Genomic DNA, 14,207 nt, shown 5'->3' on the forward strand with positions numbered 1-14,207 from the left:
CGCACTAGAGTAAACGCTCTAGCCTCGAGGAGGGCATTATGCCGACCGTCGACATCGATGCGGGCCGGATCCACTACCGCGAACGCGGCGACGGTCCCCCGGTGGTCCTGCTGCACGGACTGCTGATGAACCACACGGTCTGGGACTCGGTCATCGACCTGCTGCCCACCGGCTTCCGCTACGTCCTGCCCGACCTCCCGCTGGGCGCACACCCCGAACCCCTTCGCCCCGGCACCGACCTGAGTCTGCGCGGCCTCAACCAGCTCGTCGCCGACTTCCTGACCGCGCTGGACCTGCACGATGTCACCCTCGTGCACTCCGACTGGGGCGGCGCCCTGTTCCTCACCGCCTACGGCCTCGACGATCGCGTCGGCCGCCTGATCATCTTCCCCAGCGAAGCCTTCGACAACTTCCCACCGGGACTGCCCGGCAAAACCGCCATCCTCGCCTCGGTTCTCCCCGGCGGCATCACCCTGGCACTGCGTCAGATGCGCGTCAGCTGGCTGCGTCGGTCCCCCCTGATGTTCGGCTGGATGGCCAAATCGCCCCTGCCCGACGCCCTCGTCCACGCCTGGACCGAACCGGGTCTGCGCGACCGCGGAATCCGCGCCGACCTGCTCGCCTACACCCGCTCCGGCTTCGACAAACGCGCACTGATCGCCAATACCGAAGCCCTGCGACATTTCTCCGGCGAAGCCCTCATACTCTGGTCCTCCGCAGGCAAGGTCATGCCCAGGTCCCACGGCACCCGGCTGGCCGCCCTCATCCCGCACGCACGGCTGGTCGAGATCGACGACGCCTACGTCCTGTCCATGCTCGACAACCCCGCCGCGGTAGCCACCGCCATCGCCGCATTCCTTACCACCACCACAGCCGACCGCCGATAACATTCGAGACAGTGACTCAGGTCACTGTTCGATCCTGTCAGGAAATCGCGAGCTGTCTCGTTCAGGGTGCACGCGAACCAGACAGGAGCGAATCATGAAGCACCGCATCGTCGTCCTCGGGGCCGGATACGCCGGAGCATTCTCCGCCGGAGCCCTGGCCCGCCGACTCCACTCCGACGACTTCGAGATCACCGTCGTCAACGCCGAACCCGATTTCGCCGAGCGGCTGCGCAACCACCAACTCGCCGCCGGGCAGACGCTGCGCCATCTGCCGCTGGCACAGGTGTTCGCGGGCACCGGTATCCGGCTTCGGATAGCGCGGGTGACCAGCGTCGACGTCGAGCACCGGACGGTCACGATCGCCGACAGTCGCGGGATCGACCAGATCGGCTACGACACCCTGCTCTACACACTCGGCAGTACCGCCGACGACCACGATGTCCCCGGCGTCGGCGAACACGCCTTCCATGTGGCATCACGCCCGGCGGCCCTGCGCCTGCGCGCCCGCCTGGATGAGCTCGGCGAGGGCGGGAAGGTGCTGGTCGTCGGCGGCAACCTGACCGCGATCGAGGCCGCCACCGAGATCGCCGAATCCCATCCGGAGCTGCGGGTCAGCCTCACCACTCGCGGCGAACTCGGCGGCTGGCTGGGTGGCAGGGCCCGCCGTCACCTGTTCGGCGCATTCGAACGGCTCGGTATCGCGGTGCACCAGGACACCACCGTCGAGCGCGTCGAGGCCGGGGGCGCCGTCGCGGTCGACGGCACCGCATTCGCCGCCGACGCGACGGTGTGGGCCGCCGGGTTCGCCGCGCATCCGATCGCCGCGGCCAGCAGTCTCGCGGTGGAACCCAACGGCCAGATCACGGTCGACCGTCAGATGCGCTCGGTCTCGCACCCTGAGGTCTATGTCGCCGGTGACAGCGCCTTCGTCATCGGTGACAACGGTCGGCCCTTGCCGATGTCGTGCGCTTCCGCGGGATTCACCGGCATGCAGGCGACCTCCACGATCGTCGGGGACCGGACCGGGCGCAAGATCTCGACGACCTCGCTGTCCTATGTGGGCAACCACATCAGCCTTGGTCGCAAGGACGGGCTGTTCCAGGTTGTCGACGGTGACGCGCGATCGAAGTCGTGGGCCCTGCGCGGCCGGACGGCCGCTCGTGTCAAAGCGGCGATCCTCGGGGCGAACCCCTGGAGCCTGAGCCATCCGACCTTCGGAATGCCCAGTCGCCGACACCGCGCGGCCGACACCCGCGAACACACCGTGGTCCCCGCTTAGAGTCGTGCTCATGGACAGTGCCACCGTCGAGCGTTTCGAGGCCAGCCGCAACCGGCTGGCCTCGATCGCCTACCGTCTCCTCGGTTCGGCCGCCGACGCCGAGGACACGGTGCAGGACGCGTTCCTGCGGTGGCAAGCCGCCGATCCGGCCTTCATCGAGGTGCCAGAGGCCTGGCTGACCAAGATCGTCACCAACCTCGCGCTCGACCGGCTCCGCTCGGCGAAGGCGCGCCACGAACGCGCGGTCGGCACCTGGATGCCCGAACCGCTGCTCGACGGCGACCCGCTGCTGGGCCCCGCCGACACCGCCGAGCAACGCGAATCGGTGACCCTGGCGGTGCTGGCACTCATGGAACGGCTGTCGCCGGTCGAACGCGCGGTGTATGTGCTGCACGAGGCCTTCGCCTACCGGCACGCCGAGATCGCCGAGATCCTCGACATCACCGTCGCCGCGAGTCAGCAACACCTGCACCGGGCGCGCGGGCGAATCACCCTCGCCCGCAACACCACTCGCATCGACCAGGCCGGCGCGCGACGCATCGTCGAGGCATTCGTCGACGCCGCCTCCTCGGGCCGCACCGATCAGCTGATCGCGCTACTCACCGACGACGCGACCGGTATCTCCGACGGTGTCGGTGGCACGGCCACCAAGCTCATCCTGTTCCCGACTCCGCAGCGCCTCGCCCGCGCCATGCAGGCAGGCCTCACACCGACTCCGGCCAAACGCCGGCTCGCGGGTGGCTCACCGTCGATCCATGCTGTGGTGGTCAACGGCTGCCCCGCCATGGCGTTCACCCTCGATGACCGCATCGTGGGAATCGCGATCCTGGAAGTGCGCGGCGACAAGGTCGCGGGCCTGCGCAGCATCGCCGCACCCAACCGGCTCCTGCGCCTCACCGAGCACTGGCAGCGCCGTGAGCACGATGCGCCGCTGATCGAATCGTGGTAGCCGACCTCACGAACGCCCGGCGACACCGAGAGACAACGCCGCCAAGGCTTTCGGGGCGCCCGGCTGATAGAACCGGTCGATCTCGCTGATCTCGAAGCCCGCGTCGGTGATCAGGCCCGCGATGTCACGGTCGAGATGGCACCCGCCCGCGATCTTCTGCTGGATCGGGTCGAGCCGGTGCTGCCAGGTCCGCACCGACTCCTCCGGCGCGAGTCCGTGTTCGACGAAGTGCAGCGTGCCGCCGGGTCGCAGGACCCGGCGGATCTCGGCGAGCGCCGCCCCGACATCGGGGATGGTGCACAGCGTGAAGGTGGACAGGGCGGTGTCGAAGGTGGCGTCGGCGAACGGCAGCGACTGACCGTCGAGACCGGCCCGTTCGACCGGAATCGAGCTCGCCGCAACACGTTTGGCCGCGATCTTCCAGGCGGTGTCCGCGGGCTCGACTCCGCTGACCCGCTCGACGGCGGCGGGGTAGAACCCGATGTTGTGCCCTGACCCGAAGCCGACTTCGAGCACCGCACCGTGCAGCCCGGCGCAGGTTCGTTCGCGCAGCGGCCCGTTCTGGGCGATGCCACAGACTTTGTCGGTGATGTGGGGCAGGATCCGGTCGGTGTAGAAGCCCATCCCTCGATCATCCTCCCACCGCCACCATCGGCGGTCGACTTCAGCCGAGTCGACGGTCCAAGACCTGGGTGCTCGCACCCGAGGCCGGGTCGACGGTGAGCACCCGCAGGTTCACCGTGTCCGGTGTCAGATCCATGACCATGAAGCCGAGTTCGTGCTGGGTTTCGTAGAGGGCGGGGTGCGTCGGCTTGTCACCGAAGCGGGGCTGGCCGCCCGCGGTCTTGCCGGCCGCGCCGGACACGATCTGGCGGGTGCCCTTTGTCGCCGCCGTCGGCTCGAGCACCTGCAGGGTGTGGTCGTGGCCCGAGAGCAGGAACGACACCTTGCCCAGCACGTGGTCTTCGAAGAACCGCTTGGCGTGCACACCGTTGAGCGGCTCGATCGGCAGGCCCTCGTAGCTGCCCGCGTCACCGTGCGGGCCGTTGCTCAGGTACGGGTGGTGGGTGCAGGCGATCTTCCACTGCGCGGTCGATTCGGCCAGCGCGCGGTCGAGCCAGACCCGTTGGGCGTTCATGTACGGGCCGTCGACCGCCCAGTACGGGTCGAGCAGCGGCGGAATGTAGGCGGCGAGCGGGTTCAGATCGAGGACGAAGAACTCCACGACCGGGTTCTGCTCGGGGACTCGCACCGAGTAGTAGCGGCTCGGCATCCACCAGCGCGCGGACTTCGCGTGGTATTCGACCTCGTGATTGCCGCGCGCGAGCCAGCCGCCGTCACCGGGGAACACCCCGGAGGTGTCGTGGTTGCCCAGCACCATCGCCCACGGAAAGTCCAGTCCCGCATTGGGATCCTCGAACTTGGTGGCGAACTGGGCGTCGTCGGGGCCGCTGGGGCCGGAGTCGTAGATGTTGTCACCGAGACCGACCGCCATCGAGAACGGTTCGCGCGCATGGAACGCGCGGGCCGCGTCGGCGACCGCCCACTGCGTGCGGGTGCCGGTGCCCGCGTCGCCGGTGATCAGAATCCGCGCGGTACGCCCGGCCTTCGGAGCGAATTTGGGCACTTCGGCGGGTACCGCCGCGGCAGGTGTAAGCCCCACCAACGACATCCCCGCGACGACACCGGCTGCCCCGGCCAGAACTTCACGACGGCCGATTCCGGTCGAGAACTCGTGCATGGTCACCTTCTGCATAGTGGCTCTATTGGACAACTGACCTGATCGAAGCACACTGACCTGTCGCGCCGCAGCTTAGACCCCGCACGAGCGGCGCGCCGAAGACGGTCAGCACGAAGACGGGTTTCCGCGAGGCAGGCAGCGGCGTGGTGTGGTGACCCGGATCCCCGCGCGATCAGGCTTTGGCGGTGGGGTGTTCGAAGCCGGCGGCCTCGTCCATGTCCTCGAGCGACATCCCCTTGGTCTCGGGCACGAACTTGGCGACGAAACCCAGTGACAGCAGCGCGAACACCGCATACATCCCGTAGGCGAACCCGAGCGAGAAGGTCTTCAGACTCGGGAACGAGACGGTGATCGCCCAGTTCGCCGCCCACTGCCCCGCCGCGGCGAGCGACAGTGCCGCGCCACGGATCCGGTTCGGGAACATCTCACCGAGCAGCACCCACACGACCGGACCCCAGCTCATCCCGAAGAACACGACGAACAGATTGGCCGCGACCAGCGCGATCGGGCCGACCGCGCCGGTCAGGTGCGGTTCCATGACACCGTCGGCGTTGGGCACCTGGTCGGCCGAGCCGAAGCAGATCGCCATCGTGGCCAACGTGACAGTCATGCCGATCGAGCCGGTGAGCAGCAGCGGTTTACGCCCGACCTTGTCGATGAGCAAGATCGCGACGATGGTGGTGGCGATATTGACCACCGAGGTGAACACACTGATCTGGAACGACTGGGATTCCTCGAAACCCACCGCCTCCCACAACACGTTCGAGTAGTAGAAGATCACGTTGATGCCGACCGCCTGCTGGAACACCGACAGCATCAGCCCCACCCACACGACCGGGTAGATGCCCCCGGCGGGGCGGCGCAGGTCCTTCCACGACGGTTGGGTGTCGCTGCGCAGGCTCTCCTCGATCCGGCCGATGGTGACCTCGAGGTTCTTCTCGCCGAACAGCATCGACAGCACGCGCCGCGCCTCGCCGATCTTGTGCGTGGCGACCAGATAGCGCGGCGACTCGGGAATCGTGGCGGCCAGCACGCCGTAGACCACGGCGGGCACCACCATCGACAGGAACATCCAGCGCCAGGCGTCCAGGCCGAACCACAGCGTCTCGCTGGCGCCGCCGGCGAGGTGGGCGAGCACGTAGTCCACCAGCAGCGCCAGGAAGATGCCGAGCACGATGGCGAGCTGCTGCAGTGACCCGAGTCTGCCGCGGATGCGCGCGGGTGAGGTTTCGGCGATGTAGGCCGGGGCGATCACCGAGGCCACGCCGACACCGAGACCGCCGATCACCCGGCCAAGGACCAGGATCCAGACATCGGGGGCGAAGGCGGTGACGATGGCGCTGACGAAGAACAGGATCGCCGCGATCCGCATCACCTTGAGCCTGCCGATGCGATCGGCGATCCAGCCCGCGGTCATCGCCCCCGCCGCGGCCCCGAGCAGGGCCGAGGCCACCGCGAAGCCGAGAACGGCGTCGTCGACATCGAATTCGGTTTGGATCGCCGAGACCGCGCCGTTGATCACGGCACTGTCGAAGCCGAACAGCAACCCGCCGAGCGCCGCGACGGACGCGATCCGGACCACCCGACCGCCCGACGCCGGGTCACCGTCGGGAAGAGCGGATCGGTCGGTGAAGGAGCCTCCATCATGCATCGACGTCATCCTCTCCACGGCGGGCATCATCGCCTCGCGAGTAGCAGCGCGAACCAGTCACAGTGTGCCCCCGACTGAATGGCATCTGCCGCAACCCGCGATCGCGAGCCCACATCGCCGTGTTGGGCGGGCACCGTGCGTTCATCTGGGCGACACGCGCATCATTTAGCGTCCGAAGGATGACCGATGTCGAGACTCGCCCGATCCCCCGTGCTGTCAGCGAGATCGCCGATCTCGCGACCGCCGTGAACCTGGCCGACACCACCGGATTCACCGTCGACGACAGCGACGACGACGATCCGATCCTGCTCACCGAACCCGGTGGCCTGGTCGTCGACACCTGGCGCGAGGGCTACCCCTACGACGAGCGCCTCTCCCGCCTCGAGTACGACCTCGACAAGCGCCTGCTGCAGATCGAACTGCTGAAATTGCAGAACTGGGTCAAGGCGACCGGTCGCCGCGTCGTCATCGTGTTCGAGGGTCGCGATGCCGCGGGCAAGGGCGGCACCATCAAACGGTTCATGGAGCACCTCAATCCGCGCGGGGCCCGGGTGGTGGCGCTGGAAAAGCCGTCGGTGCGCGAATCCAGCCAGTGGTATTTCCAGCGTTACGTCGAGCACCTGCCCGCCGCGGGCGAGATCGTGCTGTTCGACCGTTCCTGGTACAACCGCGCGGGTGTGGAACGGGTGATGGGTTTCTGCACGCCCGAACAGCATCGGCGTTTCCTGGCGCAGGTGCCGCTGTTCGAACGGATGCTCGTCGACGACGGCATCGACCTGGTCAAGTTCTGGTTCTCGGTCTCGCCGCTGGAACAGCGCACCCGTTTCGCCATCCGCCAGGTCGACCCGGTGCGGCACTGGAAGCTCTCACCGATGGATCTGGCCTCGCTCGACAAGTGGGATTCCTACACTGCGGCCAAGGAAGAGAACTTCGAGCACACCGACACCGATCACGCGCCGTGGATCGTGGTCAAGAGCAACGACAAGAAGCGAGCCCGGCTCAACGCGATGCGGCACGTGTTGAGCGGGTTCGATTACGAGAACAAGGATGCCGAGATCGTCGGCACCGCCGACCCACTGATCGTGGGCCGCGGGCGCGACGTCATCGGTTCCTGAAAAGGCCTAGCGCGTCAGGCCGACTCGGTGCGCTTCGAGCATCAGCGTGGTGAGCTCGGCGCGCTCGGCGTCGTCGAGGACGTCGAAGCAGGGCGCGATCAGTTCGTCGGTCAGCTTCTCCGCGGCATCCCAGCGCGCCTGAATGTCGGCGGTCACCGGCTCGAACGGTTCGGCCCAGCCGAGGAACTTCGCGTGGCCGGGTCCGTCGTAGATCGGGGAGCCTGCCACCAGGATCGCCTGCAGCGGGGTGAGCCCGTTGGCCATCACCGCGACCAGGTGCAGCCCGCCGCGCAGCTCGCGCAGCACATGCGTCAGCTGCAATACCGCGCTCCGCCCGTCCTCGGGGACCGGCATCGCCCGCCAGCCGGCGAACAACGGCAGGCCTGTCGAGGGCGCGGCGTCGACCACCCGTCGCAGTAGCTCGGCGAGGCGATCGGCCTGTTCGAACGCGGCGAGCTTGCGTTGCCCGAAATCGCGGCACGCGATCATGTACCGGTTCGCGGCGTCGGCGGCGGGCATCGGCACCGATTCCCATGCGGCACGGACGCATTCGGGTTCGAAGAAGCCGAATGCCGCGGTCACCACATCGGCGTCGACGTCACCGAGTACCCCGCCGCGACCCCGGGTGTAGGCGCCGTGGAACCCGTCCACCCCGGTCGCCTCCCCGAACATCCGAGCCTCCCGCGAGATCATGAACGCCCCACCGAGTTCGAGTACCTGTCGTTTGACCGCTGCCGACGTCATTCGTCTGCCACCTTCCGCTGTAGTCCACTCCCAGCAGACTATAGCGCCCAATAGTCAGATACGGCAGTCCCTTCGCGAAGATAACGACCGAAATCCACACGACTGCACCCAGTAGGCTCGGGAGCATGACCGTCGACACCGGCCAGATCAGCCGGAAGACCTGGCTCGCAGCCGAATTCGTCGCTCTGTTCTTCGGTCTGACCGGGTTGTACGCGGTGACCCTGCGCGGTGTCGGCCCACTGCCTTTCCTGCTGGTGATCACGGTCGGCATCGTGATCTACCTGCGCCGCACCGGCTTCGACCGCCACAGCTTCTGGCGAGCCGACGCCTTGCGCCCAGCGCTCCCCGCGATCCTCGCGCTCTGGGTGGTCGCGGCTGTCGCCCTCACCGCCACGGTATCCGTCCTGCGCCCCGATTCGCTGTTCGACCTGCCCCGGGAACGCCCCCTCATCTGGGTCCTGATCCTCGTTTTCTACCCATTGATCAGCGTCTATCCGCAGGAACTCCTCTTCCGCGCCTTCCTCTTCCACCGCTACACCCCGGTCTTCGGCGACGGTCCGCGCATGATCGCCATCAGTGCCGTCGCCTTCGGTTTCGCGCACTTCATCGTCGGCAACTGGATCTCGGTGTTGCTGAGTGTCGCCGCCGGTGTCCTCTTCGCCACCCGGTACAGGCGAACCCGTTCACTGCTCGTCACCTCGGTGGAGCACGCCCTCTACGGCATCCTCGTCTTCACCGTCGGCCTCGGTGACTTCTTCTATCACGGGGCAGCGGCCGCGTAACTCCTCGCTCGCGCGTGTGGGCTGAGCTATAGCGCTTGCACCAGCGTGAGCTTCGACTTCTTCCGCACGGTGAAACCCAGCGTCTCGTACAAACTGATCGCCGACGTATTGTGCGCGACCGCATGCAGAAACGGTGTCTCAGCCCGCGCCCGGATTCCCGCCCCGACCGCCCGAACCAACCGCGACGCGATCCCCCTGCCCCGGAACTCGGCGTCGGTGCACACCGCGCTGATCTCGGTCCACCCCGGCGGATGCAGCCGCTCCCCCGCCATCGCCACCAACCGTCCCTCGACCCGCAACCCCAAATAGGTGCCCATCTCGATGGTCCGCGGCGCGTAGGGTCCCGGCTCGGTCCGAGCGATCAGCGCCAGAATCTCGGGAACATCAGCGGCGGTGAGCCGGTCGAGCCCGGAATCGAGGGCAACCCGCAACCCCGACCCTTCCATCTGCACCGTGTCGAACTCGGCGAGCACCGTCCACCCCGGCGGCGGCACATGCCCTGTCCCACGTATCCCGGCACTCCCACCCGGCCCGAGCGCAGTCCCCAGGTCCGCCCAATCCTGCCCGTCCAACACCACCGGATGCCCGACGAACCGCGCCACCTCCGGCTCATATCGCCCGATCCGCCCCACCCACCGCGCGAACCGCCGGTGCTCCCCGCGCAACGAAGCCCGCACGGGATCATCCAGCGGATGCACCGCGACATCGACGTCGACCGTCAACACACCCTCCTCACCACCGAACCCGACCGCCGGAACGCTAACCGACCCCACGCCCCCCGTCACCGTTTGCACTCACCGCGATTCCGGTGCCCTGATCGCCGAGGCGAGAAGGTAATCCAGTGGCAGGCCGAGAAGGCCGCCGCGGGACTCTGCTCGTTGCTCGACGAATCGGCGCAGATCCCGGCGCAACGCGTCCCAACGACCCTCCGCGGTCAGCCTGCCCTGCTCACTCACGACGTGCCCCGCGGTCCGGATCAGGAAATCGGCCGCCTCCTCGGATGAAGCGAACGGCAAGGTGATCCGGCTAGGCGAGGCGGCGGTGAGCTGTAGTCCATGAGGTTCGAGCATGCCGACGAGCGCCGCGGGATCACCCCAGCGACCAGGCGGCCCGTTGCCTGCGGGCGGCGGTGGCAGATAGACGCTCAATACTTGCCCCATCGCCGGCAGCAAGCTGCCCGGGACCCACGACGCGAGGACGACCCTGGCGCCCGGCGCGGCGACTCGCGCGAGTTCGCGGGCCGCGATCGCGTGATCGGTCGCGTACATCACGCCGAAGACCGACAGGACAACATCGGCCGACTGATCAGCGAGCGGTAGAGCTTCCAGCCCACCCCACCGCCATTCGACGTCAGCACCCACGGCGTGGGCTCGCTCCTCGGCCACCCGCAGCAGGCCCTTTTCGAAGTCGATACCGACAACTCTGCCGCCGCGCTCGGCCGCGAGCAGTGCCGCATTGCCCGTACCCGTAGCGATGTCGACCACCCGGTCGCCCGGCGCGACCGCCGCCGCGTCGACCGCCGCCACGGACACGGGCTGAAGAGATCGGCCCATCAGCGGGTAGTCACCGATGCCCCACGTCGTCACTGAACTGTTCACGATCGGCCTCCTGATACAGGAGGCGCCCTTGACCGTGGTCTCCGAAGTCGAGCGTGGCGGACCGAGTCCGTCGCAGCGCCTCTCGCCCCGGCTGCCGACACCATAGCGCGTTGTCGATCTTCCACGGAGCGAATACCTACCTCCCCCAGCGATTTCCGACCGGCGACCGCTGTTTGGCCCTGCTCGAGGCGGGCATTCGCACTGAGCAAGGACAAACCTCTACCGGAGGGACAGTTGCGTGTTCACACATCTACGAGGGGCCGCATTGATCGGGCTGCTGATGGTCGCCGGGTGCGCGACCAGTACCGAGGCGCCGGATCCCGGTCTGCCGCCGTCGGCGGCGAACGCGCCGGAGATCTCCGACGAGGCCGCCGACCACCTGTGCGAGATGATGGCGCCAGAGCTCGACAATTGGCGGGCACAGGGATCGACGGTCGCTCGCGTGTCGTTCAATGCCACGGTCCAGAACTGGGCGGTGCGCAGTGGCGGCATCAACGTCGCGGTGGCTCGCAATCGCGAGGTGATCGACACGGTGACGACGCAGCACTGCCCTGATGTGCGCGAGCAGGCCGTGCAGGCTCTCGACGTGCCGGATCTGGCCTCAGCGCTCGCCGGTGTCTGAGCCCGCCGCGTCGGGAACCGCAGCGGCTCGGCCGGTGCCGTTGCGCCGGTCCCGCAGGACGAGTACGCCCGCCGCGACCGCCCAGATCACCGCGAACGCGACCGCGCGCAGCAGACTCCAGTTGACCATCAGCATCACGAGGGCAACGCCGCCGAACAGTGTCAACAGCCGACCGGTACTCGTCTGACCATTCATCGCCAGATCATCCCACGATCCCACCGTCCTGCCGCGACGAGCCATCGCACCCAGATCGCGGTCAGCTCTCGACACGCACCGACGGACTTTCGTCGCGGATGCGTGGGCGGCGAGTGGCCCAGGCCAGCGCCGGCACGATCAGCAGCGCGATCCCCGCACCGAGGAACGCCAGCCCCGGGTAGTCGGCGAACGCCACGACGACCCCGGACCCGAGCCCACCCCCAGCGCCCGCGATCGCGATCCCCACGTCGACCGTGCCCTGGGTTCGAGCGCGAGTCGCGACCGGCGTCGCATCGGCGATCATGGTCGTCCCCGCGACCAACCCCAGATTCCAGCCCACCCCGAGCAACCCGAGCGCCACCGCCAGCGCCCCCACCGAACTCGGCGGGGCCAGCGCCGCGGCCAACCCGGCCGCGATCAACGTGCCCGCGGCCGCCACCGCGACGAACCCGGTCCCGAACCGATCGACGAGCATCCCGGACAGCAGCGAGGGCAGATACATCCCCGCCACATGCACCGCGATCACGAACCCCGCCGCACCCACACCGTGCCCGTGATGCTGCATGTGGATCGGCGTCATCGTCATGACCGCGGCCATGACCAACTGCGTCACGACCATCACCGTCGTCCCGGCCACGATCGGCGCCGACCACCGCGTCGAAACGCCGGCCACGACAACCTCCTCGGACGGCTCCGCCACCCTCCGGGCGAGCACGAGCGGATCCGGCCGCAACAGCACCCACAGCACCAGTGCCGCCAGCGCATACGCTGCCCCGGACAGCACGAACGGACCCGACAGCGCCGGAATGCCCCACCGCACAGCCATATTCGACATCGGCGTCGTCAGATTCGGGCCCACCACCGCGCCCACCGTCGTCGCCACCAGCACCGTGCTGATCGCGCGCGCCCGATGCGCGGGCCGCGCCAGATCCGCACCCGCGTATCTGGCCTGCAGACTCGTCGCCGTACCCGCCCCGTACACGATCAGCGACACGAACAGCAACGGCAGGCTCCCGGTCACCGCGGCCGCCACCACCCCGAAACTCCCCAGCGCGCCGGTCAGATACCCGAGCGTGAGCCCCGCCCGACGCCCGGACCGCTGCGAAATCCGCCCCACACCCACCGCCGCCGCGGCCGACCCGATCGTGAACATCGCCGCGGGCAACCCCGCCAATCCGGTGGACCCGAGCATGTCCTGCGCCAACAGGGCACCGACCGTGATGCCCGCGGCGAGCCCCGCCCCACTGAAGATCTGCGCCGCGACCAACACGGCCAGCGTGCGCCGTTGCGCGGGATGCTCGCTCATGAGCGTCATCATCGCGGCACACATGGACGTCAGTCCAGTCGCTGGGCACAGAAAGGTCCAGCGACGACCAACCGGCCTCCTCGACCAAGGAGACCGCTAGCGCAAGAACGGCCCCAGCTTGATGTTCACCTCGGAACCGACCTCCTCGATCGACATGATCGGCCACACCCGCCCGGGCTGCATCGTGCCCGCGGCCGTGGCGTAACCGACGACATCGAGTGCCGAACCCCCGTTGTCGTCACGCAGAATCTCCGCCGCGGTGCGCACCCCATCGGAGAACACCACGTCGAACTCGTCGGCCATGCGATCGGCGCGCACCACCACACCGGGAAACAGATGCGAATAGTCGACGATGATCCGGCCGGGCTCTGCGCGTTGATCCATCGGCGTCCTTTCCGTGCCCGACCTCAGTGACCGCACGGATCAGTGAGATGCAAACCCTCGCCGACCTTGATCCGGCGGTGCTCGGCGACGACAATTCCCACACCGAACAGCAGGCACACACCGCTGACGATGCCGGCGATCACCGCCCATCCGACAAATCCGGAACCGGCGGCCGTCAAGGTGGCCGCGAGCATCACGATGCCGATTCCCAGGAGCAACAGTCCCGGCCAGTTCAGCGAGTCCTGGACCAACTCCCCCGCATGTGAGCGCGTCGTGCGCTCGGTATCGGGAAACTTGTGTTGATGGGGATCAATGTAGTCGGTCATGGCACGGCCTCCTTTCGACGAGGGTTCTCCCCAGTCGGCGCGTACCCCCGATTCAATCGGGCAAACGGGCGGCATCCTGTTCGTTTTCACGGACGAGCACGAAGAAGTACGGATCCGGAAAATTGCGGTAGTCCATCAGGCCCAACACCGTGTCGTCATCGACCCGGCGGAACACATCGATGATCGGCAGATGGTCGTACACCATCGCCGTGGTGACAACACCGCGGTGCTCGACCGCCCGCAGCCGCGCCCGATACCGGCGCGTGCGCAACGCCGGTTTCAGCACCCCGAGCAGTCCCCGACCCCGCTCGACGACCGTCCCCGGCACCTTGCCGACCATGCCCAACGGCACACGTTTCGGATCGACAGCGAAAATGTCACCCGCGGGATCGCGGAACAACAGCGGATGCACACTGTCCACACCGTCGAACTGTTTGCCATACCACCCGGACGCCACGAGCAGCCCGTCCAACTGGTGCCCGGTGGCCAGCTCGCGACCGTGCCACCGACCGGTGAGCTCGCTCGCGGACACCGGCGCCAGACTGTCGAACAGCGCCAGCGCCGCCTCCCTGGAACAGGCGGGTTCGAGCGCGCTGAGTTGGTCGATCGTCATGAAAATCCTCTCCTA

At 67.8% G+C, this 14,207-nt stretch carries 17 protein-coding genes; 6 read left to right on the plus strand and 11 right to left on the minus strand.

The genetic code is table 11. The features are described from left to right. Positions 1-38: 38 nt before the first annotated feature. The 3 genes from ACQHI0_RS11640 to ACQHI0_RS11650 all read left to right on the plus strand — a co-directional run bounded on the left by ACQHI0_RS11640 (position 39) and on the right by ACQHI0_RS11650 (position 3,115). On the plus strand, positions 39-887 hold the full coding sequence (locus ACQHI0_RS11640) for an alpha/beta fold hydrolase (protein ID WP_427907948.1): 849 nt from the start codon (positions 39-41) through the stop codon (positions 885-887). A gap of 94 nt (positions 888-981) precedes the next feature. Continuing rightward, positions 982-2,166 carry an NAD(P)/FAD-dependent oxidoreductase gene (locus tag ACQHI0_RS11645; protein WP_427907949.1) on the plus strand — a complete coding sequence of 395 codons (1,185 nt, stop codon included), beginning with the start codon at positions 982-984 and terminating at the stop codon, positions 2,164-2,166. Between the two features lie 10 nt (positions 2,167-2,176). Next, on the plus strand, positions 2,177-3,115 hold the full coding sequence (locus ACQHI0_RS11650; protein WP_427907950.1) for a sigma-70 family RNA polymerase sigma factor: 939 nt from the start codon (positions 2,177-2,179) through the stop codon (positions 3,113-3,115). Positions 3,116-3,121: 6 nt separating this feature from the next. Here ACQHI0_RS11650 and ACQHI0_RS11655 read toward each other — a convergent pair whose 3' ends face one another. The 3 genes from ACQHI0_RS11655 to ACQHI0_RS11665 all read right to left on the minus strand — a co-directional run bounded on the left by ACQHI0_RS11655 (position 3,122) and on the right by ACQHI0_RS11665 (position 6,507). Then, complete coding sequence (locus ACQHI0_RS11655) at positions 3,122-3,739, minus strand: class I SAM-dependent methyltransferase (protein ID WP_427907951.1); 618 nt, start codon at positions 3,737-3,739, stop codon at positions 3,122-3,124. A gap of 40 nt (positions 3,740-3,779) precedes the next feature. Beyond that, on the minus strand, positions 3,780-4,856 hold the full coding sequence (locus tag ACQHI0_RS11660; protein ID WP_427909138.1) for a metallophosphoesterase: 1,077 nt from the start codon (positions 4,854-4,856) through the stop codon (positions 3,780-3,782). A gap of 172 nt (positions 4,857-5,028) precedes the next feature. Next, positions 5,029-6,507, minus strand: a complete 1,479-nt coding sequence (locus ACQHI0_RS11665) for a sugar porter family MFS transporter (RefSeq protein WP_427907952.1) — start codon at positions 6,505-6,507, stop codon at positions 5,029-5,031. 179 nt (positions 6,508-6,686) lie between these two features. On the opposite strand from ACQHI0_RS11665, the gene ppk2 reads away from it, so the two are divergent. Further along, positions 6,687-7,622 (plus strand): polyphosphate kinase 2, encoded by a 936-nt coding sequence (gene ppk2, locus ACQHI0_RS11670; protein WP_427907953.1) that lies wholly within the window; start codon positions 6,687-6,689, stop codon positions 7,620-7,622. A gap of 6 nt (positions 7,623-7,628) precedes the next feature. Here ppk2 and ACQHI0_RS11675 read toward each other — a convergent pair whose 3' ends face one another. Next, positions 7,629-8,366 carry an SCO6745 family protein gene (locus ACQHI0_RS11675; RefSeq protein ID WP_427907954.1) on the minus strand — a complete coding sequence of 246 codons (738 nt, stop codon included), beginning with the start codon at positions 8,364-8,366 and terminating at the stop codon, positions 7,629-7,631. A gap of 125 nt (positions 8,367-8,491) precedes the next feature. On the opposite strand from ACQHI0_RS11675, the gene ACQHI0_RS11680 reads away from it, so the two are divergent. Further along, complete coding sequence (locus tag ACQHI0_RS11680; RefSeq protein WP_427907955.1) at positions 8,492-9,148, plus strand: CPBP family intramembrane glutamic endopeptidase; 657 nt, start codon at positions 8,492-8,494, stop codon at positions 9,146-9,148. A 26-nt stretch (positions 9,149-9,174) separates the two neighbouring features. On the opposite strand, the gene ACQHI0_RS11685 is transcribed toward ACQHI0_RS11680, so the two are convergent. Next, positions 9,175-9,873 carry a GNAT family N-acetyltransferase gene (locus ACQHI0_RS11685; RefSeq protein ID WP_427909139.1) on the minus strand — a complete coding sequence of 233 codons (699 nt, stop codon included), beginning with the start codon at positions 9,871-9,873 and terminating at the stop codon, positions 9,175-9,177. Between the two features lie 69 nt (positions 9,874-9,942). Then, a complete protein-coding gene (locus ACQHI0_RS11690; RefSeq protein ID WP_427907956.1) occupies positions 9,943-10,746 on the minus strand; it encodes a class I SAM-dependent methyltransferase in 804 nt (267 codons plus the stop codon). A gap of 238 nt (positions 10,747-10,984) precedes the next feature. Between ACQHI0_RS11690 and ACQHI0_RS11695 the strand changes: the two genes are divergently transcribed. Next, positions 10,985-11,368: a hypothetical protein gene (locus tag ACQHI0_RS11695; protein ID WP_427907957.1), complete on the plus strand. Its 384-nt coding sequence runs from the start codon at positions 10,985-10,987 to the stop codon at positions 11,366-11,368. Here the strand turns inward: ACQHI0_RS11695 and ACQHI0_RS11700 are convergent. The 5 genes from ACQHI0_RS11700 to ACQHI0_RS11720 form a co-directional block, all read right to left on the minus strand. Further along, entirely contained in the window at positions 11,348-11,563 is a 216-nt protein-coding gene (locus tag ACQHI0_RS11700) for a hypothetical protein (RefSeq protein ID WP_427907958.1), read from the minus strand. The two genes, ACQHI0_RS11695 and ACQHI0_RS11700, sit on opposite strands and share 21 nt — an antisense overlap. Before the next feature lie 61 nt (positions 11,564-11,624). After that, entirely contained in the window at positions 11,625-12,878 is a 1,254-nt protein-coding gene (locus tag ACQHI0_RS11705; protein WP_427909140.1) for an MFS transporter, read from the minus strand. A gap of 87 nt (positions 12,879-12,965) precedes the next feature. Then, the gene (locus ACQHI0_RS11710; protein ID WP_427907959.1) at positions 12,966-13,253 is read right to left on the minus strand and encodes a hypothetical protein; all 288 of its coding nucleotides are present in this window, start codon (positions 13,251-13,253) and stop codon (positions 12,966-12,968) included. 23 nt (positions 13,254-13,276) lie between these two features. Further along, positions 13,277-13,579, minus strand: coding sequence for a hypothetical protein (locus ACQHI0_RS11715; RefSeq protein ID WP_427907960.1), 303 nt, complete (start codon positions 13,577-13,579; stop codon positions 13,277-13,279). 52 nt (positions 13,580-13,631) lie between these two features. Next, the gene (locus tag ACQHI0_RS11720; RefSeq protein ID WP_427907961.1) at positions 13,632-14,192 is read right to left on the minus strand and encodes a DUF4334 domain-containing protein; all 561 of its coding nucleotides are present in this window, start codon (positions 14,190-14,192) and stop codon (positions 13,632-13,634) included. Positions 14,193-14,207: the final 15 nt, after the last annotated feature.

The sequence above is a fragment of the Nocardia sp. FBN12 genome, assembly GCF_050320175.1.
Taxonomy (GTDB): Bacteria; Actinomycetota; Actinomycetes; order Mycobacteriales; family Mycobacteriaceae; genus Nocardia.